The organism is Helicobacter jaachi (assembly GCF_000763135.2).
In the GTDB taxonomy this organism is placed as follows: Bacteria; Campylobacterota; Campylobacteria; order Campylobacterales; family Helicobacteraceae; genus Helicobacter_C; species Helicobacter_C jaachi.
Genome location: NZ_JRPR02000001.1, coordinates 30,635 through 56,373 on the forward strand (window position 1 = coordinate 30,635; position 25,739 = coordinate 56,373).

Sequence of the window (25,739 nt, forward strand, 5' to 3'; positions counted from 1 at the left end):
TATAATCCCCACTTTTGTGATTTTAGGACGCTAAATTTATAGAATCTAACTTAAAAAAACGAAGTTGATAAGTATAAAAGTATTCAAAGCTTAAGGGATAAGATACAGAACAAAGATTGAAATAGGATTAGATAAATGAGTTTTTTCTCCATTGAATTTAGCCTTTTGCTGCTAGCATTTTTTATGCTCTATTGGCTACTTCAATCACTCACTTTACAGAATCTAGCCCTGCTTTGTTTTAATTATATAGTTATTTATTTGTTTAACCCCTACTTCGCGCTTATTGTGTGCATTTATACTTGTTTGGTGTATTTTCTAGCCCTTTTTATCGATACGATGCGTTCGCGTTTTGCGTTTTTGTGCTGCGTGTGCGTGGCACTTTTGTTTTTGTGCTTTTTTAAATATTATGCCAATATTAAAGATGAATTTGATGCGCTTTTAGCCCTTTTAGGGCTTGATTTCATAGAAGCAGATATTATCTTTCCGCTAGGCATTAGTTTTTATACTTTTGCGTCTATTACTTACCTGTGCGCGGTGTATGAGGGCAGTAAAAATCTTATGCAAGATAGTTATTATGAGGAGGGAAATCCAGCCATTGAGGGCTTTATCCCACTTGCGACTTATTTATCATTTTTTGCCACATTTATGGCGGGACCCATTATGCGCAGTGGGTTTTTCTTTTCACAATATCACGCCAAACGCTCCTTTGGCAGTATAGATTCTATAATCGCGCTTATTATTTTTGGCGTCGTTAAAAAGGCATTTATCGCTAATTATTTAGAGATTTACGCCTCGCCTATACTTAATGCACCCTTTGAATACCATAGCCTTGAGCTTTTGTGCGCGCTTTTTGCATACAGCATACAGATTTATTGTGATTTTAGCGGGTATGTAAATCTTATGTGCGCCTTTGGGCTTATGCTAGGCTTTCATCTACCACCAAATTTTAATATGCCCTATATGGCAAAAAATATTAAAGACTTTTGGAGCAGGTGGCATATTAGCCTATCTACCTTTATTCGCGATTTTATCTATATCCCGCTAGGTGGTAATAGAAAGGGCTTTATTAATACGCAAATCTTTGTGCTTATCGCCTTTGGTTTATCAGGCTTATGGCATGGGAATACTTGGACATTTCTGCTTTGGGGGCTTTTGCATGGGCTTGGCTTAGTGTGGCTTAACTGCTTAAAAGCCCTTGAGATAGATTTTAGCGCTTTGCCTTTTGTTGGTGCGCTTTGCACATTTTTATTCGTGAGTTTTTGCTGGATTTTCTTTTATTATCATTCGCTTGATGAGGTGGGCAGCTTTTTTGTAGCCTTTGCTCAAGGCTTTGCTAAAAGCGCGCCACTTTATGTGTGGTGGCTGCTTGGAGCGTATTTTATTATCTTTTTGTGCTACCCGCTTATGCGCGGTAGTATGGAGGCGTGCGCAAAGGTGCTAAGCTTTATCCCATTTGTGATTAAGCCCTTTGTGCTTTGTGTGATTTTTACGCTCATCATTGGGTTTATGCCCTCTGGCATACCTAATTTTATTTATGCGAGTTTTTAATGCAGCAGGCAAAGTTTGTTTTCATCGCATTTTTTACACTTCTTAGCCTTACAATAACCCTGCACAGCTCCATTGTAACCTACATCGAGCAGCAATACCATAACTTTACAGAATCTCATAGCCTTTTTGCGCGCACATTGGGCGATGTCTATCAGGCAAGCTTTTTGAAGCCTTATGCGATTTTTGCTTTAAGCGATGAGGTTATGCGTGATTTAGAGCAACAAAGAGCGCGTATTTTTACTTTCAATAATGCTTTTGATAGCGCTCCTTTGCCATTAGATGATGAGGATATAGAATCTACGCTAACAAATAATTTGCCAGATTCTAAAACGCCCACAATACCTGCTATCGCGCAAGCACCCCAAACTATGCCAGAGCCTACTATTCCGCAGCCCACTATTGTAGAATCCACCACAGAATCTAAACCATTAAATCCCACAGATTCTAATGCTACAGAATCTAGCGCCGCGCAATCCCCCCGCATAGAATCTAAGCCTATAGAATCTAAAGACACGCCAGAGCCAGCCAATGCACAAAAGCCCGCAGAAAAATCCCCAGAAAATCCTCCGCAAAAGCCTATTGAGGAGAGTTACACACCTTTAAGAGCAATCAACAATCCACGCATTAGCATTATGGAGGGTTCATCTGTGCTACTCATAGGAGATTCTATGATGCAAGGCGTCGCGCCCTATATTCTTAAAGGCTTTAAGAAACTTAATCTCACAGGTATAAACCTTAGCAAACACAGCACAGGCTTAACTTATAAGCATTATTTTGATTGGGAGGCAGCCACCAAAGATGCCTTTATGAATAATCCTCAAATTGCCCTTGTTGTGGTGCTTCTAGGCGCAAATGACCCATGGACTATGAAAAAGCATATCGCCTTTAAAAGCGCGCGTTGGGAGGAGATTTACACACAGCGCATTAGTGAGATTATAGCCGTTGCTAAAGCGCATAATGCGCGCGTGGTGTGGTATGAAGTGCCATCAGTGCGCGAAAAAAGCCTAAATGATAAAATTTTATATCTTAATAGCCTCTATGAGCATACACTTAAAAATAATGGCGAATATTTCTTGCAAACTAATGGCATAATCACGCAGGGTGGGAAATATTCAGCCTTTATCAAAAATGCAAAAAATAAAAGCGTGCAAGTGCGTATTGATGATGGTGTGCATTTCACAGCGCGCGGCTATCAAATTATGGCAAATATCTTTTTAAACGCGCTTGTGATAGAGCCTGCTAGCACAGATTCTGCGCCTATAGATTCTATGAATACAGAATCTAAGAGCGTAGATTCTATAAACACAGAATCTGCCATAGAATCTACACAAGGCACAGCCATACAATCGCGCGCGCAAGGAAAAATGCAAGGCAAAGATTATGCGCTTATGCGTTTTGCGCTAAATAGGGCAGAATAATGCTTTTTAGGGTTTTTATAATATGTGCCTTGTGCTGCTGCGCCAAAGCCGCGCCATCTTACTCGCTAAGCGCCATTGCTAAAGCCTTAAATACAGAATCTACCATACCCGCGCAGAGCAAGCCGCTTTTACAATCTAGCCGCGGCATTATTAATTTTTCGCCCACATCAAGCGAGCTTGCCCAAAAGATAGCGCAAAAAACGCCGCTTGTGGTGAGAATCTTGGGCGATTCACACATTGCGGGGGATTTTTTCTCACATCGTTTGCGGCAATTGCTTTTTAAAGATTATTCGCTAGGCTTTGTTTATCCGCTCTATCCGGCATATCACCAAAATATTGCCCTAAAATATGAAAGTAGCAATTTTGAGATTTTAAATTCGCGCACTGATGCGCTAGATGATTATCCGCTAGGGGGCATAGTGGCAAGACCTACGGAGCTACCCGCACACATTAGCCTCACACCCAATATAAAAAGTGATAAATTGCTTAGTAAAATTATTTTTAAATCGCCCAATAAAGAAGGCGTGATTATCATAGAAGACGCCGCGCAGCAAAGATTTATTATTAGCGCGAAAAATCCTTTTGTGTGGCAGATTCTAACCCTCAAACTCCAGTATCCCATTACCTTGCGCGCGCTCAATGAAAAGGTGCTTTTGGGCGGATTTTTCATCTATGATGAGGGGGGAAACAATATTGTTGAGAATCTAGGCATTAATGGCGCACGCGCAGATATTTGGCTTAAGTGGGATAAAAGGCTCATTCAAGAGGAGCTAGGGCTTTTGCCTGCGGATTTATTTATTTTGTGCTATGGCTCAAATGACGCGCTATATGATACTTTTAATGAAAGTGTGTTTTTAAAAAACTATAGCGATTTGATTGATACAATTAGGGCGGCTAATCCTAAGGCGCAGATTCTACTCTTAGCCCCACCGCCTGTGGTAAAAAAAGTAGCCAATGCAACAAAGCGCAGAAAAGCAGTCTATAAACTTACAAAAAATGCTAAAGCGGTTAAAAGCGCTATCCACAAGCTAGCCAAACAAAAGCAAACGCTCCTTTTTGATATGGAGGATTTCATCAATGAAAGTGGGGGAAAGAAAAAATGGGAGCAGGCTAATCTCGCAAAGCCCGATGTGCATTTGCTTCCACTAGGCTATAGGCTTATAGCTGATAAGATTTTTTATGAGTTGCATAAACTTAAATAGATTCTATAAACTTTTTTTCACTTTTTTGGAGGCTTGCGCGATAAGTAAATATACGCATATACCTATGCCAAGCAGCACAAAAGGCACGATATAGGAGTGCGCATCAATCTTTTCAAGCAGTATAATTACCCAATGGCTTGCATAATATCCGCATAATCCCACAATCACCGCCCACACTACGCAGGAGAATGCGTTAATGAGCAGAAATGTTTTGAGATTAAAGCGGCTAAAGCCAATGGCAAGCGGCACGATAGTTTTTACACCATAAATATATTTGCTAAAGACAATGAGCCACGAGCCATAGCGCTTGAGCCAAATTTGTGAAAGGGCGATTTTGCGTTTATGCTTAGAGAGAAAGGTGATAAGCTCTTTTTTTTGATAGCGAGCAAGAAAGGCTAGAAGTGAGCTGCCGAGCATATTTCCAGCGCAAGCCACCACAATGGCTAGCCACAAATCCATTTTCCCAAGCGCACTCATCACACCCGCTGTAACAAGCCCCACATACCCCCCGCCAAAGCTATATAGCAATAACAGCACATACCCCCATTGCTCAAGTGAGCTCATCGTATCTTCCATTTTACTCCTTTGAGAATGCTGCAGATTCTGTGGATTCTATCATAATGATAATAAATCTTATATAAATACCTATATGAGCGCTTTTGGCGCACCGCTTTAATACGCCTCAATGCACTTCGTGCAGGGCTTTGTCATAGAGATGATAGATTTTATTGCATGCTTTGGCTATGCTTTGGTCGTGTGTGGCAAGGATTAGCGCGGCTTTTTGCACGCGGACATAATCAAAGATAATCTCCATAACGCGCAGGGCTGTTTGTTTGTCTAAATTGCCCGTTGGCTCATCGGCAAAGATAATTTTTGGCTTTTTGGTAAGCACGCGCGCGATAGATAGCCGCTGCTGCTGCCCGCCGCTAAGCTCGCCTATGGGTTTATGGATAACTTTTGCAATGTCAAAAGATTCTAATAACTGCTCATCAATGGGTTGATTTGAAAGGATTGAGGCGACTTTGAGATTTTCTAATCCGCTAAATCCACGAAACAAATAATGCGCCTGAAATACAATCCCTATACGCAGCCGCCGCAATAAAAGCTGCTCCTTTGCAGGCAGTTTATACACATCTTCTATGCCAAAGAGGCTCACGCGCCCACTTTTGGGCGGAAGTAGGGTGGAGAGATTATTTAAAATGCTTGATTTCCCACTCCCACTCACGCCCAAAATGGCTATACTTTCGCCCTCATTGGCTTTAAGTGTGAGATTTTCATAGAGGGTAGTTTCAAAGCTGTGGGCGAGATTACTCGCATAGAGCAGCGGATTCATAGCTTTCCTTTGGTGTAAGAGTTAGGTAATGGGCTAGATTCTATCATAAAATAATTTTTTAGAGCAAAATAGGGATTTATGAATGTAAAAAGTCATCATAAGCCCTATATGATAGAATCTACCAAGTTTATTAATAGAATTTTGTTAATATTTGTTTATATGTTAATTTTGTAGAGTAAAATAAAACATCGCGATTAAGCGAATTCATTTCTCAAAAGGAGCAAATATGAAAAAAGTTATGTTGTGTGCAGCACTTAGCATTGCGTGCAGTGCAGGATTAATGGCGGAGTCTTATGTGGTTGATGCCTCTCACTCATCAGTTGAATTTGGCGTAAAGCATATGAGCGTGAGCAATGTAAAAGGGAGCTTTGATAAGTTTAGCGGAAGCGTTGAGCTTGATGGCAAGACAATTACAAAGCTTGATGGCGAAGTGCAAATCGCTTCGATTAATACCAATTCCGAAGCGCGCGATAAGCACTTGAATGCGCCAGATTTTTTTGACGCTAAGAAATTTGATAAAGCCACGCTAAGCCTTGTAAAGCACAGCGGCAAGAAGCTTGAAGCGAATGTAACAATTAGGGGTATTACTAAGAAAGTAACTTTTGATGTAGAGCTTAATGGTCCTGTAAAGCACCCAAAAACAGGCAAAGATGTTATCGCGCTTTCACTTGAGGGCAAACTTAATCGCAAGGATTTCAATGTCGGTGCAGACACTGCAAATGCGATGGTAAGCGATAATGTGAATGTAAAAATCGAGCTTGAGGCTGCGCAAAAATAATTTCTTTTAAAGTGTCGGTGCGTGCATCGGCACTTTTGCTTACAATCTCCTTTAAACGCTTAGAATCTATCCTGCAAAATACTCATATATCTTGCGCTAACAATGCTAGATTCTGTAATTATGCAAATATAGAATCTAATCCGCGATTATCTCACGCCATAGGCGTAAAAACTCGCTGCTCACCTCCTCATCAATCACACTTAAGCCCACGCCCTCAAACATAATGCGCAAATGCCGTATTTTGTGCGTGTATTCACTTTGACTTAGCGGATAAAAGGCATTATCAAGCCACACATAGACCGCCCACGCGAGCATTTGGCTTGCTGGCTTTGGATATGCCACGCTCAAAGAGCCATCGATATTGCCTTGCTCGATGATAGATTCTATAATGGGCGATAGGTTGTTATGCGCGATTTGCATACGATTTGCAAGCGCGTAGGGGGAATTTAGGATTTTAAGCGAGGAGCGTATAAGTGATTTGTGCGCAAATGTATGCGCGATGTGGGCTAGCATAATGTTTTTAAGCTTGTCGCGTGCGTTAATTTGGGAGCGCTGAATACGCCATATAGATTCTATTTGCTCTTCATATTGGGCTAAAATGGCTTGCAAAATATCCTCTTTATTTTTAAAATGATGATAAATCGCGCCCTTAGTAAAGCCAAGTGTGGTGAGTTTATCGATAATATCTTGCATTTTTACTTGCTCAAAGCCCTTTTGACTAAAGAGTTTGGAGGCGATATAGAGAATTTTATTGATAGTTTTTTGGGGTGATTTGGTGCGTGGCATAATTATCCTTTGTCAAAACATATGCCTCATTCTACATACTTAAAACAAACAAAAGTATGTAATAATACTCCTAGATACTTTATACAGGCTCTTTTAGGCTTTGTATATATCGCTCTAAAATCATACACGCGCTTATAGAATCTAATCGCCCATCTTTTTGGGCTTTATGCTTATTTTGCTTTTTCATATGCTGTATAGAATCTAAAGCCTCAAGCGAGGTGCAATCCTCATTTACAAAATGTTTTTCACCCTTAAAGCAAAGTAGTGCGATAAAATGCCTAATGCGCGCTTGCATTTGCAGATACTTTGGCGTATCTCCACTAGGCAAGCCAATGACTAAGATAGCAATATCTCGCTCATGGAGAATCTTATCTAATGCACTCGCGGCTTGATTACGATTAATGCGGATAATGGGAGGGAGAGGGAGGATAATGCCTTGCGTGAGTGTGCTTAAGCCTATGCGCTTAAGCCCCACATCGCAGGCAAGCACATTCATTTTTTCTCTGGTAGGGCAGCAGGTTGGTAGGCTTTAATCACGGCGATGATGTTTAGCACGATGAAAATAATGTAAGTCAAAGGCAGAATGACAAACCAGCCAAAGAATGGAATAAGCGTGCCTAATAACACAAAAAGAGCTTGCAGCAGCGCCACCCCAGAAGCTTTATTAATGTGTTGCTTTGCAAAGTCCTTGCGCACGATATAAGTGCCAATCAAAGGCACAAAAGTAGCAAAGAACGCAAAAATATATGCGATAATTGAGGCATTTTGCTCAAACGCGGCATCAAGCTTTTTAGCATTTTCTTCAAGTTTATTTTGTAAATCCATATCAGCCATCATAGACTCCTTGTCTCTAAGATTTAAGGTTGGGATTGTAGCATTTTTAGATGATATTTTGCAAATTTGAGCATAAAACTTATTTTACATATTTTTTTATATATTTTATAATGCACTTTTGCGCGCTTTATACAAGCCGAATAGAGCTCGCTTCCCTTATGATTTTACCTGCTAGTTCATATTCATAGATTCTATCTCCAAAGCGTTTATAGGCTTCCTCAAAACTTGGATTATGCGCGCAAAAAGATAGAATCTCATCATTTTCCTCCTCCTCATGCACCGCGCCAAAGATAGATTCTATAAAATCTGCCACATTATAGATACCTTTTGCCCTGCCACTAGCTAGCAGGCTATTTGTCCCCTCGCTCTCTCCTATGCGATGAGGCAGCACAAAGAGGGGCTTATCTAGCTCAAGGGCTATGCGCGCGCTTTGCATAGAGCCGCTTAGTTTATCTGCTTGAGGGATAATGACATAATCGCTTAAGCCAATCACCAAGCGATTGCGCTCCAAAAAGCTATAGCGATGAGGCATATAATCTTTCTCATATTCGCTTAAAACTACTGCTTTTTCCATTATTTGCTTAATAGCTAGCGCGTTACTTTTAGGATAGAGTATATCTAAGCTAGCAGGAGAAAACATAATCGTGCGCGGCATAGCATTAATATGCGCGATAATATCCACGCCCAAAGCCCCGCCGCTTACCACAATGCCATTATGGCGTGCAATTTTATGTGCGATGTGCGCGACAAATGATTTTGTGTAGGGATTTGGCTTGCGCGTTCCTACTATGGCGATTTTTGGTGCAATTGTGGGAGGAGTTTTTGGCGTGGTATCTTTGGTTTTTGGCACAATTGCAGGCGTAGAGTTTAGGAATGTGTCTAATATAGAATCTTGCCCGCAATAAAAGAGCTGCTGCGGGGGATTAGGCAGATTTTTTAAGGATTGTGGGATTGTAGGGAGGCGTTTTGGCGGTGGTAATGTGTCGCGCTTCATATTTGTCCTATTTGCTGCTCTATGGCTCAAAGCGCGCGCGTATGTAGCGCGAAGTGGCATTTTGCAAGAGGTAAGATTCTAAATCACTAGGGGAGAGCAACTCAAGATTAGCATTAATCTCATCGCTGCTTTGCTCTAGGGCTTTAAATGTGCTAGCGTGAGGGTGGCAAATCGCAATGGCATAACCCTTTTTCTGCGCTTTTTTAATGAGGGATTTAATCTGCGCCTTAGTATAGGCGACATCGCTTGTATTATCTAAAAAAATATCGCGCGACATAATGAGGCGATTTTGCTCTAAGGCTAGCGCTTCACTCGCTGGGTGCGAAGTAGTAACGCTATCGATAAATTTAAGCCCTAGCTCATCAAGCGCGGAGAGCAAGTGGCGCATATCTTGTTTATTTTGGGTGAATTTGCTGCCGGTGTGGTTATTAAGATACATAAGACTAGGGAAATCCTGCTTAATGGCTATGAGTATTTGCTTGATAGATTGCGTATCTGCGCCGCTTTTAATAGGCTCTAATCCCTTTTGTGCAAAGTTTTGCGCCTCAAGGGGTAGATGTATCATAAAGCTTTTGTGCTGCTGTGATAAGCGCTGCGCAAGCTTTGGCGTATGCGGGCTGTAGGCAGTGCGCGGGAAAAGTGAAGGCGTGATATTAAGCGGGAGCTTCTCTAGGCTTTTAATCTGCTCTAGCGTGGATAAATCGTCCATGATGATAAGCACTTTTGGTTTATTGCTAGGATTTTTTGGCTTGTGCGGTGGTTTAGTATTATTTGCATTATTTGATGCTGGCACTTTGGGTTGTGGCGGGATAGAATCTAGCTTAGAATCTGGGCTAGATTCTGTATTTTTTGGGCTTTCTAGCGAGATAAAATTATCATTATGCAAATTAGAAAATACTTTATTTAAGCCCTGTAAAATAGGGTGAGGCGTGCTTTGAGCGGACAAATTTGATTGCAAGTTAAATGGTGGGCTAGATTCTATAATAGGCTTAGATTCTGTAATATCAAGGATAGAATCCCCATAGCAGCCTAGCACACACGCCAAAAATAAATATAAAACTCTCACTTCGCCCTTTCATTGCCAATATCACTTAAGCGCGTATTGTATCTTGTTAAAGCTTTGTTTTTGATTTGCTAGGGTGAGAGCCTTTTTGCATAGCGCGCTTAGAGGGATAGAATCTAGCTGCGATAGCGGGATAAAGCATAGCCCTTGAGCAGGCTCTATATCATCTTCACGCGCGCGATACACAAAGGCGGTGATTTTATATTTGGTGTAGTGGTGCTTAAAATGCCCTAAAATCTCACTATCGCGCTTAGATTCTATCATATAGGGCAAATTGTAAAGCCCATGATAGAGTGCCTGCTCACTTTTCACAAGCGCGATAGACTGCGCACGCGTGCATAGGGCTAAATGCAAGTCTAGATTCTGCAAAATGCGCTTTTGCTTGCGCGGATAAAGTGTAGGATTATGCTTGCCGCCACATAGCGCTTGCAGTGGGCAAAGTAGGCAGGCAGGTGACTTTGGCGTGCAGAGCAGCGCGCCTATATCAAGCAAGGCTTGATTATAATTAAAGCTAGATTCTGTATCTAAAAGCAAATTAGCCAAAAGTTGCAATTCACTATCTTTAGGCGTTTGTAGGGCAAAAATGCGACACAAAAGCCGCTTTATATTCCCATCGACAAAAGCCACGCTCTGCCCAAATCCAAAGCACAAAATCGCGCCCGCAGTATATGCGCCAATACCGCTTAGCTCACGCAAAAGCGCATAATCACAAGGCAGCGCGCCATTATATTTTACCACACAAGTTTGCGCAGCTTTATGCAAGTGCCTTGCGCGCGTGTAATATCCTAATCCCTCCCACATTTTTAACACAGATTCTAAAGGCGCTTGCGCTAGAGCTTGCAAAGTGGGGAAAGCCTGCATAAAGGGCGTGTAGAAAGATTGCAAAACGCGCTTTACTTGCGTTTGCTGCAGCATAATCTCACTAATATACACGCCATAAGCGGCACTTTGCCCTGTGAGATTACGCCATGGCAGGTGCTTCCGCCCATGTTTGTCATACCATTGCAAAATTTGCGTGCGCCATTGTGGGGCGATAATTTGAGCCTTGTGCTGTGCGTTTTCCATATTCAAAGTATGCCTAAAATGAGTAAAAAGCTCAAAAGATAAAATATTATTTAACTTTTTAGCATACTAAAAGGACACATAAGATAAGATGCGCCAATCAAACAACAAGAGGACAACTAATGAAACCCAAAATTCTCATTATTGGCGGCGGATATGGGGGCTTACGCACAGCTATCACTTTGCAAAATGCTACTTGCCTGAATGCAGACATTACGCTTATTAGCAAGCACGACTATCACTATCAAACCACGCTTTTGCATAAAGTTGCCATTGGCACATTAAGCGCGCGCAAGGCTAGAATCTACTTTCGCAAAATTTTAGATTTAAGTAAAGTGCGCTTTATTAAGGATAAAATTCATACCTTTGAGCCAGAGCATAACCGCGTAAAGGGCAATGGCGGCGTGTATGAGTATGATTATTTAGTTATTGCGCTAGGCTTTAAGCCCGATGATTTTGGCATTAAAGGCGTGGATAAATACGCGTATAAAATTTCTTCGCTTAACGCTGCGCTAAAGCTTGATAAAAATATTGAGTATAAATTTAAGGAATATTGCCATACCAAAAATGCAAATGATTTAAGTATTATCGTGTGCGGGACTGGCTTTACAGGCATTGAATTTGCCGCAGAGCTAGGCTCTAGGCTTGATGAGCTGTGTTTGATTAGCGGCATTCCGCGCGATGTGCCAAAGGTTACTTGCATAGGGCGCAGCGATAGAATCTTGCCCATGTTTAGCAAAAAAGCAAGTGCTAAAGCGCAAAAAAAGCTTGAAGCCTTTGGCGTAAAAGTCATCTGTAATGGCGATGTGCAGGAGTGCAGAAAAGATGGTGTGGTGATTAAACATAATGGCAAGCTAGCATTTATTGAGGGTAATACAATTTTATGGAGCGCGGGTGTGCGCGGGAATGACAAGCTAGAAGAATCTAGCCTGCACACGACAAAAGGGCGCATTAAAGTTGATGAATATTTGCGATGTCCGCAGTATAAAAATATTTATGTGGTGGGAGATTGCGCGCTATATGCTTCAAGAGACGCTATTCACGCACCTACAGCACAGCTAGCTGCACAAATGGGTGATTATGTGGCAAAAAGCCTTATTAAAATTTTGCACAATAAGCCACAAAAGCAGATTTTTAGATTTAAACATCGCGGCACGGTGTGTTCTATCGGGCATACTGATGGCGTTGGCATTATTTATAAAAAAGGCATTAGTGGGGAGTTTGCGGCATTTTTGAAAAACTTTATCGAAAACAAATGGCTTTTTGGTATAGGTGGGGCAAAACTAGTCTTTAAAAATGGGCAGTTCCGCTATCGCACCAGCAATTAAAGATACAAAAACCCCAACACACATAGAATCTAAATTGTATTTATAGTATAATCGCGCACTTTTTAAGGCAAATTTAAAGGCAAAACAAGGATTGCGCGATGATAAGCTATAAAGATTCTGGAGTAGATATTGACGCGGGAAATGCCCTAGTAGAAGGGCTAAAGCCGCTTGTCAAATCAACTTTTAATCATAATGTCATTGGTGGGGTTGGCTCTTTTGCAGGCGCGTATGCGCTGCCTAGCGGGTATAAAAATCCTGTGATGTTAGCAGCTACTGATGGCGTTGGCACAAAGCTAAGGCTTGCCATTGAGGCGCAACAATTTGAGAGCATTGGCATTGATTTAGTCGCTATGTGCGTGAATGATTTAATTTGTAATTTTGGTTTGCCTTTATTTTTTTTGGATTATTATGCTACGGGCAAGCTTGATAAAGATGTGGCTTTGCGCGTGATTGAGGGTATTGCGCAGGGGTGCAAGATAGCCCAATGCGCGCTTATAGGTGGAGAGAGTGCGGAGATGCCCGGTATGTATGCGCAAAATGATTTTGATTTGGCTGGCTTTGCGGTGGGCATTGCTGAAAGAGAAGATGTGCAGCTGCAAAAAGTGCAGGCAGGCGATGTATTAATCGCGCTAAAGAGTAGTGGGATTCATAGTAATGGCTATTCATTGGTGCGCAAGGTGCTGTTTGAGAATCTAAAAATGGACTATCAAACAACATTTGAAAATCAAGCGCTTATTGATGTGCTTTTAGCACCCACACGCATTTATGTGCCGCTTTTTAGAGAGATTTATCATTCATCGCATTATGAGGCTTTGCATGCATTAGCCCATATTACAGGAGGCGGCATTGTAGAAAATCTACCGCGTATTTTCCCCGCGCATTTGGGGGCAAAAATCCATCTAGATTCTATACAGATTCCACCTATTTTTGATTTATTAGGCAAATATGTCTATAAAGATGAGATGTTTCGCACTTTTAATATGGGAGTTGGTATGATTCTTGCTGTAAATAAATACAAGGTAGATGACATACTGCGTTTAAGTCACACTTTTGGGGGCTATATCATCGGTGAAGTGTGTGAGGGCAGCGGCGTGGAACTTATCTAATTTATACTAAAGGCTTGTATTGAATACACGAACTTTTTTTAAACTTTATTCGCTTCCATTTTTGATTATCCTCCTAGGGCTTGGCGTGTATGCGGGAGTGGTCATTTTTATGGATAAGAAAAATTTTCTTATGTCAAAGCGCAATTTTTCTTTAGAATCTGAAAATAATTTAGAAATAGCGGCTCTAAATCCAAAGCCCTCGACAAATACTGCTACTACCCACACAAATAGCGCAAATACTTCCACAAATGCGCCACTAAGCCCAGCAAATCCAGTAAATAGTATCGGGACAGATTTGATTAAAGATAAAAATACCGCAGATAGTGCGCCCAATACAAATGAGCCTTATAACACGCTAGAGCCAAAGCCAGATGAAAATAATGCAAATCCGCTCCCTATAGAATCTGCGCCAAATACATCTCAAAATACGCTCGCACAACACACACAAAGCACAAATGAAACTAACATGATAGAATCTACACGGCGTGCGGATTCTGTAGATTCTATAATTCCTACAACTACAGCACCCACAAACACCGCACAAACGCATAATGTATATTATGCAAAATATCGCCTTAACATTCGTCAAACTCCCTCTATGCAGTCAAGTATCATTTCACGCGCAGGCGCAGGCGAAGCCCTTGAGGTGCTTGAAGTGCAAGATGAGTGGAGCAAGGTAAGAAGTCGCTTTGGGGTGGAGGGCTATGTGGCGTCGTATTTGCTTGAAAAAGCTCAAAGCGTGGGAGAAGCGTATATCGTTAAATCAAATGCGCTTAATGTCCGACTAAGCGCAGATGCGCAATCTGCAGTCATTGGACGATTAAGCTACAATATGCGTGTGTTTGTGCTTGAGACACAGGGCGAATGGGGCAAAATACAGCTCCCAAATAAGCAATATGGCTATATTTCGCTTAATTACCTCACTAAAGAATCTCAATAAATGCTTCAATTTTTCGCCCTTTATGGCAATCCTGTGGCGCACTCCCTTTCGCCACTTTTGCATAATTACGCCTTTAGGCAGTTGGGTATAGATGCGCTTTATGGGCGCATTTTATTGCACAATGGCACGCAGCTTTATGAAAATTTTAAGGCGCATCATTTGAGTGGAGCAAATATCACCGTGCCTTTTAAAGAGGAGGCTTTTAGGCAAAGTGATGAGGTGCGCGGTATAGCCAAAGATATTGGCGCGTGCAATACTTGGGTGCGCGAAGGAGGGCAAATCATTGGCTACAACACCGATGCGCAGGGATTTTATGACTGCATTAAGGATTATAAGATTACAAATGCGCTCATTCTTGGTGCGGGTGGCTCTGCAAAGGCTGTAGCAATGATACTTAAAGCGCATAATATTCGCACTACATTGCTTAATCGCTCGATAGAAAAATTGCATTTTTTTCGACAAAAGGGCTTTGAATGCTTTGTGAGCAGTGATTTTAGTCCTACTCAAAACTATGATATTATCATTAATACCACTAGTGCGGGGCTTAATAATCATCTTTTGCCATGTAGCGAGGCTTTGCTGCGACATTTATGCAAAGGGGCTTTGTATGCTTTTGAGCTTATTTATGGCAAGCAAACGCCATTTTTACACATAGCCAAACAATGCGGGCTTATCTGCGCTGATGGCGGGCAAATGCTTATTAATCAAGCCGCGCTTGCTTTTGCGCTTTTCTGCGATGATAAGGATATAAAAAGTGAGCGCGTAGCTAAGCTTATGCGGGAGATTTGGTAAGCACTTGTTGTATAGTCTGTGTGATTTGCTCTCAAGGGGGAAAGGGAGATTGTCTTAATATATAGAATCTGCAAGCGCAGATTCTATAAAAGCTATTTTTTAAGCAAGCCACCAACAGCAGATGCTGCACCACCTGTTTTGCTATCAGCCTTGTCTATAGCTTCTTGTTGCTTTTTGTCAAGCTCTTTTTTAGCTGCTTCTTCAGCCTCTTTTTTCTTTGCATCAGCAATTTCTTTCGCACTTTTGCCACTTGCTAAATCGCTTGCTGCGCCCAAAGCTTGTCCCTTTATATCAAAAGCCATTGCTACAGATGCGCCAAATACAATACCCATTGCTATGAGAAATAATTTTTTCATAACCAATCCTCCAAATGTAAAATTTTATGCAGAAACTGCGGGGGAGATTTTTACAAAAAAAAAAAAAATAAGTCAAGCATAACAGCCATAAGAACGCTATCAAGCCTATTTTACCATATTTGATAAAGTTAAGAAAATGTAAAATAATTTAAAATATATGCAATTATTGCGCAAAATATATCTGCAACAAGGCGCAATCCGAAATTATAGAATCTAACCTTAAAAACTAAGTTGATAGATTAGCTAAAGCTTAAGCTATAACTTTATACTTTAGGCGGTGTAGGGCAATTCACTTGCCCGCAGACAAGACCGCGCGGCTTTTTATAAAAAGCAATAGCGCGGAATTATAGAATCTAACCTTAAAAACTAAGTTGATAGATTAGCTATAATTTTATTCTTTGAGGGCTAATGAGCGGCTCTGCTGTGAAATTGTAAGACCGCACAGCGCGTAAGCGCAACAAGTGCGACATAATAGAATCTACTTTAGCTCCGACCAATTTGTCCCTATGGTGATACCGCATTTAAGCGGCACTTCAAGCTTATAGATGTGATTCATAATGTCCGCCACCTCGCTGGCATAGGCTTGTGCTTTCTCATTTGGCGCTTCAAAAATAAGCTCATCATGCACTTGCAAAAGCATTTTTAAATTACTCTTAGCGTAGCGTTTGTAAATTTCATTCATAGAAAGTTTGATTAAATCCGCCGCACTGCCTTGAAAAATAGAATTTATCCCCTCGCGCAAAAAATTAGCCTTCATAAAATCTGTTGCCCTTTTAAAATCAAAATATCGCCTATGCCCTAGCAGTGTTTGTGAATAGCCATTTTCAAGCAAAAATTCTTCTTGCGAGCTAAGAAAGTCTTTAATCGTTGGGAAAAGCGCAAAATAGCTCTCAATATAACTTTTTGCTTCTTTAAGCGAAATGTGCAGCGTTTGTGAGAGTTTCCTGCTGCCCATACCATAGATAAGCCCAAAGTTAATGGACTTTGCTATGGAGCGTTTTTGCGCTGCAGATTCTATCCCAAAGAGGCGTGCAGCAGTCTCAAAGTGAATATCTTTATCCTGCACAAACGCATCGATTAAGGATTTATCTTTGCAAAAATGCGCTAAAAGGCGTAATTCAATCTGTGAATAATCAATGCTAATGAGGCTATGCCCTTCTTTGCTGATAAAGGCTTGACGAATTTTGCGCCCTTCCTCGCGGCGCACGGGGATATTTTGCAAGTTAGGTGATTTAGAGCTTAAGCGCCCAGTAGCAGTGCCATTTTGTAAAAATGAAGTGTAGATTCTATGCTGCGCATTTGCCTTGCCAAAGCGCAAAAGTGGCTCGATGTAGGTGCTGCGTAGTTTATTAATCTCGCGATAATCTAAGATGAGATTTATCACAGGGTGCGCATCAGCAATGGCAAGCAGGGTTTTCTCATCTGTGCTTAAGCCCCCTTTCACACTGCGTCCGGCTTTTAAGCCTAGATGATTGAAAAGCACATTGGCTAGCTGCTGGGGGGAGTTAAGATTAAAAGTCTCACCGCAAAGCTCAAAAATCTGCGCGGTGAGTTGCGTTATGGTTTCTGTTGCTTTTTCATATAAAGTTTCTAAAAGAGCAATATCCACTTTAATGCCCTCTAGCTCCATTGCCATAAGCACCTTTATAAAGGGATATTCGAGGCTTCTTGCAAGCTCTAAAATCCCGCCCCACTCGCGCGCGATAAACTCTTCTTCTAAGCGATGGTAGAGTGCTAAAGTCGCTGCGGCGTCTTCAGCGGCGTATTGCGTGGCTGTGGCGATATTTACTTGCGAGAAATTTTCACCCTTTGGCACTACGCTATCAAAGCTAATCATAGTGTGATTAAACCACTTAAGCATTTGCTTATCAAGCCCCACAGGCGAAATGCTATCATACAGCCAGCTTAAAATCATACTATCATAAATTTCCCCCGTATGCTCTAAGCCTAGTGTGCGACAAATAAGACTCAAATCAAACTTAAGATTATGCCCAATGAGCGGGTGAGTAAAAATCTGCGCGATAGCAGCTTTTGCCTCATCTTTACTTAGCTGATTGCCCACGCCTAAGTAATGATGCCCAACAGGCACATAGTAGGCATTTTCCCCATCAAAGCAAAGTGAAAATCCCACCAAATTTGCCTCTTGTATATCAAGGCTATCGCTCTCGCAGTCAAAGCCTACTTTTGTGCCTTTGGGTATAGAATCTAAAAGCGCTTTTACATCTGCAAAATTATCAAGCAAATGTGCTTTAAAGCTAAAATCTTTCTGCACATTTTCTGTTTGCCTAAATGGCGAGCCTACACTCTTTTGCGCACTCCTTTTTTGCTGATAGCGCTCATAGGGGGATTGGACTTTGGAGATAATATTTTTTAAATCATACTTTTTAAGCTCATCTAGAATTTTAAGCATAGGATTAGATTCTGGCATAAGGCATTTGCTTAAATCGATATGGGTGAGCAAATTATCATTAAGCGTTACTAACTTTTTACTCAAAAACGCATCATCTCTCCCCTCAAGCACAAGCTTAGCAATACGCGGGGTGCTTATGCGCTCAATCTCACTAGCGCGCGCGTATAAAGATTCTATATTTCCAAAGTGCTGTATGAGTTTTTGCGCGCTTTTAGCGCCTATGCCTTTCACGCCTGTAACATTATCACTCGCATCGCCCACTAGCGCTTGATAATCCACAAATTGCTTAGGATAAACGCCGTATTTGTAGAGGCATTCAGCCTCTCTAATGTCCTTTTTACCAATGGGGTCATAAATGTAAGTATCGCCATCGATAAGTTGATAGAGGTCTTTATCATGGCTTATAATTCTAACTGCGATATTTTGCGCATTTGCGAGTTTATTGATAGAAGCAATTACATCATCAGCCTCATAGCCCTCTACGCTGATATTTAAAAAATCCATTTTCTCAATCCACTCAATCGCCACAGGCAGCTGCATGATAAGCTCTTGCGGAGGAGATTGGCGGTTGCGCTTATAGGCTTCATAAATCTCGCGCCTTTTATTCTCGCCCCCGCCCTCTAAAGCAAATATCACATAAGTGCAGGAAGGGTCTTTATAGAGTGATTGTAGTAAATTACAGAATCCTACGAGTAGCCCTGTAGGGAAGCCCTGCGCGTTTTTAAGCGGTGGCAGCGCGTAAAAGCTACGAAAAAAAAATCCAAAAGTATCAATAATGCTTAAAGTATTCATAATAACTCGCTTGCTAGGGATAAAGCCTTGCGCTCTGCTTAAGATTCTAACTTAAAATAATAAATTTGAATGATTGCGACTTTTAGGATAGAATCTCACTTTTATTCCACTTAAGAAAGGACTTGCAATGAGTATTATCGCGGCTAATTTTAAAGCAAATCTCACGCGCGCGCAAGTGTTAGATTATGCAAAAAAACTAGATTCTATATTGCACTCTATGCACGCAGATTTGCCACAAATTGATATTTTCCCCTCAAATAGCGCGCTGCTTGATGATAAATTTACCCATTTTCACATTGGCGCACAGAATGCTTATTTTGCTCCAAATGGCAGTTTCACAGGCGAAATAGGCTTATTGCAATTGCAAGAGTTTGGCATTAATCGCCTAATTATTGGGCATAGCGAGCGGCGCACACTTTTTGGCGAAAGTGATGAATTCATCGCGCAAAAGTTTAGATTCTATGCAGAGGCGGGATTTGAGATATTTTACTGCATTGGAGAGGATTTAGGCACGCGACAAAAGGGTGAGCAGCATTTGAAAGATTTTTTAAGCGCGCAATTAAAAGGTATTAATACTACTTATCCTAAGCTTATTGTTGCGTATGAGCCTATTTGGGCGATTGGCACTGGTGTGAGCGCAAAGATAGAGCAGATAGAATCTACTATGGAAACGCTCACACAGCTCACTGATGCACCTTTAATTTATGGCGGCAGCGTGAATGAGGTAAATGCGCGCGAGATTCTATCGCTTAAATTTGTAAGCGGCGTGCTTGTAGGCTCGGCAAGCTTGGAGCTACAAAGCTTTGTGGAGATTATTAAAGCGGGCATAAATGAAGCTTAGATATAATGGCGCATTATTTTACAAGGAGTTTGCATGGCAGGGATTTTAGCAGGAAAAAAGGGCTTAATCGTAGGCGTGGCAAATAACCGCTCCATAGCCTATGGCATTGCCAAAGCGTGCAAGGAGCAGGGCGCGTCTTTAGCCTTTACATTTCTTAATGAGGCTTTGGAGAAGCGTGTGCGTCCTATTGCGCAAGAACTTGGCGCGGAAAAGTATGTGTATGAACTTGATGTGAGTAAAAAAGAGCATTTTGAACATCTCACAAACGCGCTAAAAGCAGATTTTGGCTCACTTGATTTTGTGGTGCATTCTGTGGCGTTTGCTCCAAAAGACGCGCTTGAAGGGGACTTTGTCCAAACGAGTAAAGAAGCCTTTAATACTGCAATGGAAATTTCTGTATATTCGCTTATTGAGCTTTCACGCGCTGTGCTGCCGCTGCTTAATAAAAATGCTTCAATCCTCACACTCACTTACCTTGGCAGCGTGAAATATGTTACTAATTATAATATTATGGGCGTAGCAAAGGCGGCTTTAGAATCTAGCGTGCGATATCTGGCTTATGATTTGGGTAAAAAGGGCATACGCGTGAATGCCATATCCGCAGGTCCTATTAAAACGCTCGCGGCTAGTGGCATTAGTGATTTTAATATTATGCTTAAATGGAATGAGGCAAATGCACCATTGCGCGAGAATGTGAGCATTGAGCAAGTGGGCAACTCTGCTATGTATCTTTTAAGCGAGCTATCAAGCGGTGTAACAGGTGAGGTGCATTATGTCGATGCGGGCTATAATATTATGGGAATGTGCGCCACTGATGAGGTAGATGGCAAGCTAAAACCGCGTTGGGACATTCTCACGCGCTCTTAGATTCTATAATCTCCGCGCTGGTTGCTTTTTTATAAAAAGCCGTGCGGTTTTACCCAAATGGGCAAAGTCCATATTTTAGGCTAGATTCTATAAAAAGCATAAATTACAAGGAGAGATAATGCGTATTGATGACACACTCTTAAACAAACTTGAGCGATTAAGTATGCTGCATATTGATGAGACAAAGCGCGTAGCTACGCAAGAGCAGCTAAGTGAAATACTAGGATTTGTGGAAAATATCGCCTCTATCACAGATAGATTAGATAAAAAAGATACAAGTGATTATGCGCTTGGCACGCCGCTTCGCGCTGATGTAGTGGTAGGCTCTTGTGTGGGGAAAGATGTGCTAGCCCACGCGCCACAGGCTGAAGACAACTTTTTTATCGTGCCTAAAATCATTGAATGAGTATTAATCTTCAAACGATAAAAATGCCCAATGACTGGAAAGTGCTGCTTAAAGATGAGCTTACAAGCGCGTATTTTGCAGACATTAAGGCTCATTATATAAATGCCCTGCATAAGAAAGAGGTTATTTATCCCAAAGGGAGCGATACTTTTGCTGCCTTTTGGCTTACGCCTGTAGATTCTGTAAAAGTAGTGATTTTGGGGCAGGACCCTTATCATGGCAGCGCGTTTGTTCAAGGGCGACATATCCCACAAGCTATGGGCTTAAGCTTTAGTGTGCCTCATGGCGTGCCTATCCCTCCATCTTTGCAAAATATTTATAAAGAGCTTGCCCAAAGCCTGCATATTACTCCCCCACAACATGGAGATTTAAGCAGTTGGGCGCGGCAGGGTGTGCTGCTGCTTAATGCTATTTTGAGCGTGCGCGCGCAATCGCCTGCTTCACACAAGCATTTTGGTTGGGAAACTTTCACCGATGGCGTGATTAAGGCATTATCTGCGCATAAGGAACATATCGTATTTATGCTGTGGGGGAATTATGCTAAGAAAAAAGCTGCTCTTATTGATGCTAGCAAGCATAAAATTATCACTGCTCCCCACCCTAGCCCTTTGGCAAGGGGATTTGTGGGGAGTGGCGTATTTGTGGAGGCAAATGCGTATTTGGCGGCGCATTACGCGCAAGGCATTGCATGGGAGCAACTTTAAAGATATAAATATAATTTTATTTTATAATTACGGCTACACAAGGCTGCGATATAGAATCTAGTCTTAAAATCCAACCTTGCCTAGACTTGAAATCTCATTTTCAAGCTTGCTAAAATCCTGCTTTATATCTTGCGAAATGGCGGAAATATTCTTTGAATGATTTAAATTATTATTCGAAAAAGTTACGATTTGTTGAATGTCATCTACGATGATAGTTAGATTTTCTTTAACTTTTTGCGAATTTTGTGCGATATTTTGAATGCTAGTAAAACTATCATCAAAAATGCTCTCAAACCTCGCAATTTTACCATTAGCACTCTCATTTTCGCGCATTAAACTCGCGATATTCTCACCACTTAGATTCAAAGAATTGCGCGAATGAAGCACACTCTCACTCATCATTTTGACATTATTGCTAATTTCTTTTAGCTCATCTTGCGTAGATTCGGCTAGTTTTTTTATTTCATCAGCCACGACAGCAAAGCCTCGCCCATGCTCGCCAGCGCGCGCTGCCTCAATAGCGGCATTTAACGCCAAAAGATTTGTTTGCTCAGCAATTTTTCGCACCGCAATGACAATATTTGTGATTTGATTTGTGTTATTTTCAAGCGAAGTGAAACACGCACTTAGCTGCTCATTTTGCCCTGAAATGCGGCTAATTATCGCCTGAATGCTATTTAAAAGCGCGCTTAGCTCGCTAACAATTTCTAGCATATTTTTGCCGCTTTTTTGCGTGCGCTCCACTTGAGCGATAAAGTCAAGCAAAAGGCTTTCAATCGCGCGTGTCTGGGCATTTGTCGAGTGGGCGACCCTGCTCATATCGCTAGAGCAAGATTCAAGAAAATGTGAAATGCGCTCCAAACCCTTAATCGTCTCGTAATTGCTGTGTGTTTTTTGCTTGATAATATGGGCGATGTTTTTTATTTTTTCTTTAAAAATTTCGATTAGCCGCAGAATTTTCCCATTTTCAAGGCTAAATGAAGTATCCACTTTCAGCTTAGAATCTAGCGTCATAGCCTCTAGCTCGCGCGTGATAATGCGCGTGAGATTCACACCCCACACCTTCTCGTCTAAATCGTGGAAAAATAACGCCGCCGCAAGGGCATACTGCACGATTTGGCTAAGCAAATCCTGCGTAAAAAAAATCGCATTCCCCACCAGCACGACCATACCGATAATATGCGTAATCCGCATTCGCAAATACAATGACTTAAACATTTGCAATCCTTTATGTGAAATTTACAAGTGGCGCGGATTGTAAATGAAAAATAATTAATACAAATTAGCAGAGGTTAATTTATTAAGGAATATTTGCAGCAAATACTTCAAAATAAACTCTAGGCGATATTTTAAGATTTACGCCTTATAATCCTAAAAAAATTTAAGGTTAAAAATGTCGCTAGAACTTTATGCTAAGCTCTCTCCTGCCACGCAGCTTTTATCGCACTCAAAACATTTGCTAGGGTTTTCTGGCGGCGTAGATTCTGTAGCGTTATTTTTTATCCTCACAGAGCTTAAGATTCATTTTGACATAGCCATTGTGCATTATGGCACGCGCATTCAAGCAAACGAGGAAGTGCAATACGCCAAAGATTTAGCAGCCGCGCACAATAAAGAATGCTTCATTGCTTATGCGCCGCATTTTGCCTCTAATTTTGAGCATAATGCGCGGTCATTTCGCTTTAAGTTTTTTGATGAAATTATAAGCGCACAGGGCTACAAATGCCTCATATTAGCCCATCAGCTCAATGATTATTTTGAATGGATTATGATGCAATTTACGCGTGGTAGCGGGCTTAGCAATCTGCTAGGATTTGATGAGCAGCGCACACATTATCCTATCGTGCGCCCTTTAGAATCTATAAGCAAAGATGAATTGTATAGATTCTGTAAAAGGCGCAAATTACGCTATTTTGAGGATACAAGCAATCAAAATATATCTTTTAAGCGCAATTATTTTCGTCATCATTTTTGCGCGCCACTGTTGAGGGAATTTGCCCCGGGCATCGCACAAAGCATTCAGTATTTGCGAGAGGATAGAAATGCATTATTACAGAATCTAGCGCCTAAAATTTTACATCTGTCATCTCTGGCGCAAAAATACGCCCAAAGCACGCAGCAAAATCCTAAAGGCACGCGCCAAAACATCACACGCCAAAGCCCTCAAATAAATACGGCATATTTTGGTGTATATGCTTTAAGGGGTGAAAGCGAGCATTTGTTACTTATGCAGTGTGATAAAATAGCTAAAAAATGCGGCTATGTGCTAAGTGCGGCGCAACGAAAAGAGATATGTAAGAGCAATTTTGCGTGTAAAATTCATTATATTATTTTTGCGCGCAATGATGATTATGTGTTTGTGGCAGTAGATTCTATAAATTTGTATCAAATCGTAGCACAAAAGCCGATGTCAAAGGCATTCAAGGCACTATGCAGGAATAATCATATCCCGCAAAAGTTGCGCGCGCTGTTTTGGGCGGAATTTTGCACTTATACAGAATCTACACAAAATACGCATAAGAGCGCAAATGACAAAGAGGTGCAAGAGCACATCAAGGCACTTTACAATGATTTTGCAATGAAAATAGCTCATTTTTTCACACTCTAAAAAAGCTTTGTTGTTTTTTTATTAACTTTTTAAGGTAGCTATAACTTCAAAGGCATTAAAATCTAACTCGTGCATTTCAAAACAAAACGAAGGAGAATGTATGCAGACAAACACGCTCGAGTATGATTACTCAATTGCTAAGTTATTTGTTTTTTCTGCAATGGCATTTGGATTTGTGGGGCTGCTCGTTGGTGTAGTCATCGCCTTTCAAATGGCATTTCCAGACTTAAACTATCTAGCTTCGGAGTATGGGACTTTTGGACGGCTTCGACCTCTTCACACAAATGGAATTATTTATGGATTCACACTGAGTGGGATTTGGGCTTCGTGGTATTATTTAGGGCAAAGGGTGCTTAAGATTACTTATAAAGAACACCCTTTCTTGCGTGCTGTGGGCTTGGCGCACTTTTGGATTTATATTGCGCTTATGGCTTTGGCGGTTATCTCGCTTCTAGGGGGCTTTACGCAATCTAAAGAATACTCCGAACTCATTTGGCCACTTGATATTGCAGTGGTAGTAGTGTGGGTATTGTGGGGTGTGAGCCTCTTTGGGAGTATGGGCGTAAGGCGTGAGCAGACAATTTATATTTCGTTATGGTATTTTATCGCCACATTTGTGGGGATTTCTGCTCTGTATATTTTCAATAATCTCTCCGTTCCAACTTATTTCGTTGCTGGCATAGGGAGCGTGCTGCATTCAATTTCATTTTATGGCGGAACAAACGATGCGATGGTGCAATGGTGGTGGGGGCATAATGCCGTTGCATTCGTATTTACAGCAGGTATTATCGGGTTAATCTATTACTTCCTTCCTAAAGAATCAGGACAGCCTATATTTTCATACAAACTTACTCTATTTTCATTCTGGGGACTTATGTTTATTTATATCTGGGCGGGTGGGCATCACCTTATTTACTCAACTACGCCCGACTGGATTCAGACGCTTGGCTCTGTATTCTCTGTTATCTTAATTTTACCTTCTTGGGGGACAGCGATTAATATGCTCCTTACCATGCGCGGACAGTGGCATCAAATCAAAGAATCTCCTATGATTAAATTCTTAATTCTTGCTTCAACTTGGTATATGCTTACCACGCTTGAAGGACCTATTCAATCTATTCGCTCTGTAAATGGGTTAGCGCACTTCACGGATTGGATTATCGGGCATGTGCATGATGCGGCACTTGGCTGGGTTGGATTTATGATTATTGCTGCTTGTTTGCATATGGTGCCTCGTATCTTTAAAAGAGAGCTTTACTCTAAAAAACTTGTAGACGCACAATTTTGGATTATGACAACAGGTATTATCCTTTACTTCTCGAGCATGTGGATTTCAGGTATTACGCAAGGTATGATGTGGAGAGATGTTGATAGCAATGGTAGCTTAGTGTATAGCTTTATTCATATCGTTGAGCGCATTATTCCATATCATATTATCCGTGCAATTGGGGGCTTAATGTATCTCATAGGTTTTATAATCCTTATTTATAATGTCCTTATGACGATTACATCAGGCAGGGTGCTTGAAAAAGAACCCCAAAATGCTACACCAATGGCAGCATAATTAAGGA

25 protein-coding genes are annotated in these 25,739 nt (G+C 41.3%); 14 read left to right on the forward strand and 11 right to left on the reverse strand.

Annotated elements, in window-relative coordinates; translation table 11 throughout:
- The first annotated feature begins 135 nt into the window (after window positions 1-135).
- From LS71_RS00145 to LS71_RS00155, 3 genes are read left to right on the forward strand one after another with little or no spacing between them, the layout of a single operon-like run.
- A complete protein-coding gene (locus tag LS71_RS00145) occupies window positions 136-1,548 on the forward strand; it encodes an MBOAT family O-acyltransferase (protein ID WP_034352686.1) in 1,413 nt (470 codons plus the stop codon).
- Entirely contained in the window at window positions 1,548-2,966 is a 1,419-nt protein-coding gene (locus tag LS71_RS00150) for an SGNH/GDSL hydrolase family protein (protein WP_069723495.1), read from the forward strand. Before LS71_RS00145 ends, LS71_RS00150 begins: the two co-directional genes overlap by 1 nt.
- On the forward strand, window positions 2,966-4,168 hold the full coding sequence (locus LS71_RS00155; RefSeq protein ID WP_052057807.1) for a GDSL-type esterase/lipase family protein: 1,203 nt from the start codon (window positions 2,966-2,968) through the stop codon (window positions 4,166-4,168). The genes LS71_RS00150 and LS71_RS00155 overlap by 1 nt, the downstream gene beginning before the upstream one ends.
- A 3-nt stretch (window positions 4,169-4,171) precedes the next feature.
- Here the strand turns inward: LS71_RS00155 and LS71_RS00160 are convergent, their stop codons facing one another.
- Window positions 4,172-4,744, reverse strand: coding sequence for a DedA family protein (locus tag LS71_RS00160; RefSeq protein WP_034352680.1), 573 nt, complete (start codon window positions 4,742-4,744; stop codon window positions 4,172-4,174).
- Window positions 4,745-4,850: 106 nt separating this feature from the next.
- A complete protein-coding gene (locus tag LS71_RS00165; RefSeq protein WP_034352677.1) occupies window positions 4,851-5,501 on the reverse strand; it encodes an ABC transporter ATP-binding protein in 651 nt (216 codons plus the stop codon).
- A 226-nt stretch (window positions 5,502-5,727) separates the two neighbouring features.
- Here LS71_RS00165 and LS71_RS00170 point away from each other — a divergent pair, with 226 nt between their 5' ends.
- Window positions 5,728-6,279, forward strand: a complete 552-nt coding sequence (locus tag LS71_RS00170) for a YceI family protein (RefSeq protein WP_034352675.1) — start codon at window positions 5,728-5,730, stop codon at window positions 6,277-6,279.
- Between the two features lie 135 nt (window positions 6,280-6,414).
- Here the strand turns inward: LS71_RS00170 and LS71_RS00175 are convergent, their stop codons facing one another.
- The 6 genes from LS71_RS00175 to mutY form a co-directional block, all read right to left on the reverse strand.
- Window positions 6,415-7,065 carry a TetR/AcrR family transcriptional regulator gene (locus LS71_RS00175; RefSeq protein ID WP_034352673.1) on the reverse strand — a complete coding sequence of 217 codons (651 nt, stop codon included), beginning with the start codon at window positions 7,063-7,065 and terminating at the stop codon, window positions 6,415-6,417.
- A gap of 79 nt (window positions 7,066-7,144) precedes the next feature.
- Window positions 7,145-7,561: a Holliday junction resolvase RuvX gene (gene ruvX / locus LS71_RS00180; protein ID WP_034352670.1), complete on the reverse strand. Its 417-nt coding sequence runs from the start codon at window positions 7,559-7,561 to the stop codon at window positions 7,145-7,147.
- Window positions 7,558-7,899, reverse strand: a complete 342-nt coding sequence (locus tag LS71_RS00185; RefSeq protein WP_034352667.1) for a hypothetical protein — start codon at window positions 7,897-7,899, stop codon at window positions 7,558-7,560. The genes ruvX and LS71_RS00185 overlap by 4 nt, the downstream gene beginning before the upstream one ends.
- 127 nt (window positions 7,900-8,026) lie before the next feature.
- The gene (locus LS71_RS00190) at window positions 8,027-8,893 is read right to left on the reverse strand and encodes a DNA-processing protein DprA (RefSeq protein WP_034352665.1); all 867 of its coding nucleotides are present in this window, start codon (window positions 8,891-8,893) and stop codon (window positions 8,027-8,029) included.
- 19 nt (window positions 8,894-8,912) lie between these two features.
- Complete coding sequence (locus LS71_RS00195) at window positions 8,913-9,959, reverse strand: divergent polysaccharide deacetylase family protein (RefSeq protein WP_081946223.1); 1,047 nt, start codon at window positions 9,957-9,959, stop codon at window positions 8,913-8,915.
- A gap of 21 nt (window positions 9,960-9,980) precedes the next feature.
- Window positions 9,981-11,021, reverse strand: a complete 1,041-nt coding sequence (mutY, locus tag LS71_RS00200) for an A/G-specific adenine glycosylase (protein ID WP_034352738.1) — start codon at window positions 11,019-11,021, stop codon at window positions 9,981-9,983.
- A 119-nt stretch (window positions 11,022-11,140) separates the two neighbouring features.
- Between mutY and LS71_RS00205 the strand changes: the two genes are divergently transcribed.
- The 4 genes from LS71_RS00205 (at window position 11,141) to LS71_RS00220 (ending at window position 15,184) form a co-directional block, all read left to right on the forward strand.
- Window positions 11,141-12,346 carry an NAD(P)/FAD-dependent oxidoreductase gene (locus tag LS71_RS00205; protein ID WP_034352662.1) on the forward strand — a complete coding sequence of 402 codons (1,206 nt, stop codon included), beginning with the start codon at window positions 11,141-11,143 and terminating at the stop codon, window positions 12,344-12,346.
- Window positions 12,347-12,444: 98 nt separating this feature from the next.
- On the forward strand, window positions 12,445-13,452 hold the full coding sequence (purM, locus tag LS71_RS00210; protein WP_034352660.1) for a phosphoribosylformylglycinamidine cyclo-ligase: 1,008 nt from the start codon (window positions 12,445-12,447) through the stop codon (window positions 13,450-13,452).
- Window positions 13,453-13,471: 19 nt separating this feature from the next.
- The gene (locus LS71_RS00215; RefSeq protein ID WP_034352657.1) at window positions 13,472-14,392 is read left to right on the forward strand and encodes an SH3 domain-containing protein; all 921 of its coding nucleotides are present in this window, start codon (window positions 13,472-13,474) and stop codon (window positions 14,390-14,392) included.
- Complete coding sequence (locus tag LS71_RS00220; protein ID WP_034352655.1) at window positions 14,393-15,184, forward strand: shikimate dehydrogenase; 792 nt, start codon at window positions 14,393-14,395, stop codon at window positions 15,182-15,184. It begins immediately after the preceding gene.
- A gap of 92 nt (window positions 15,185-15,276) precedes the next feature.
- On the opposite strand, the gene LS71_RS00225 is transcribed toward LS71_RS00220, so the two are convergent.
- Together LS71_RS00225 and polA are read right to left on the reverse strand one after the other, a co-directional pair.
- Window positions 15,277-15,540, reverse strand: a complete 264-nt coding sequence (locus LS71_RS00225; protein ID WP_034352652.1) for a hypothetical protein — start codon at window positions 15,538-15,540, stop codon at window positions 15,277-15,279.
- 478 nt (window positions 15,541-16,018) lie between these two features.
- Window positions 16,019-18,742 (reverse strand): DNA polymerase I, encoded by a 2,724-nt coding sequence (gene polA / locus LS71_RS00230; RefSeq protein WP_034352649.1) that lies wholly within the window; start codon window positions 18,740-18,742, stop codon window positions 16,019-16,021.
- Between the two features lie 127 nt (window positions 18,743-18,869).
- On the opposite strand from polA, the gene LS71_RS00235 reads away from it, so the two are divergent.
- The 4 genes from LS71_RS00235 to ung all read left to right on the forward strand — a co-directional run bounded on the left by LS71_RS00235 (window position 18,870) and on the right by ung (window position 21,560).
- Window positions 18,870-19,583: a triose-phosphate isomerase gene (locus LS71_RS00235; protein WP_034352646.1), complete on the forward strand. Its 714-nt coding sequence runs from the start codon at window positions 18,870-18,872 to the stop codon at window positions 19,581-19,583.
- A 33-nt stretch (window positions 19,584-19,616) separates the two neighbouring features.
- Window positions 19,617-20,450: an enoyl-ACP reductase FabI gene (gene fabI / locus LS71_RS00240; protein ID WP_034352644.1), complete on the forward strand. Its 834-nt coding sequence runs from the start codon at window positions 19,617-19,619 to the stop codon at window positions 20,448-20,450.
- Between the two features lie 118 nt (window positions 20,451-20,568).
- Window positions 20,569-20,856, forward strand: a complete 288-nt coding sequence (gene gatC, locus LS71_RS00245; RefSeq protein WP_034352642.1) for an Asp-tRNA(Asn)/Glu-tRNA(Gln) amidotransferase subunit GatC — start codon at window positions 20,569-20,571, stop codon at window positions 20,854-20,856.
- Window positions 20,853-21,560 carry a uracil-DNA glycosylase gene (ung, locus tag LS71_RS00250; RefSeq protein WP_034352640.1) on the forward strand — a complete coding sequence of 236 codons (708 nt, stop codon included), beginning with the start codon at window positions 20,853-20,855 and terminating at the stop codon, window positions 21,558-21,560. The genes gatC and ung overlap by 4 nt, the downstream gene beginning before the upstream one ends.
- 63 nt (window positions 21,561-21,623) lie before the next feature.
- Here ung and LS71_RS00255 read toward each other — a convergent pair whose 3' ends face one another.
- A complete protein-coding gene (locus tag LS71_RS00255; protein ID WP_034352639.1) occupies window positions 21,624-22,778 on the reverse strand; it encodes a methyl-accepting chemotaxis protein in 1,155 nt (384 codons plus the stop codon).
- 175 nt (window positions 22,779-22,953) lie between these two features.
- On the opposite strand from LS71_RS00255, the gene tilS reads away from it, so the two are divergent.
- On the forward strand, window positions 22,954-24,168 hold the full coding sequence (gene tilS, locus LS71_RS00260; protein WP_034352637.1) for a tRNA lysidine(34) synthetase TilS: 1,215 nt from the start codon (window positions 22,954-22,956) through the stop codon (window positions 24,166-24,168).
- A gap of 100 nt (window positions 24,169-24,268) precedes the next feature.
- On the forward strand, window positions 24,269-25,732 hold the full coding sequence (gene ccoN, locus LS71_RS00265; protein WP_034352635.1) for a cytochrome-c oxidase, cbb3-type subunit I: 1,464 nt from the start codon (window positions 24,269-24,271) through the stop codon (window positions 25,730-25,732).
- Window positions 25,733-25,739 lie beyond the last annotated feature (7 nt).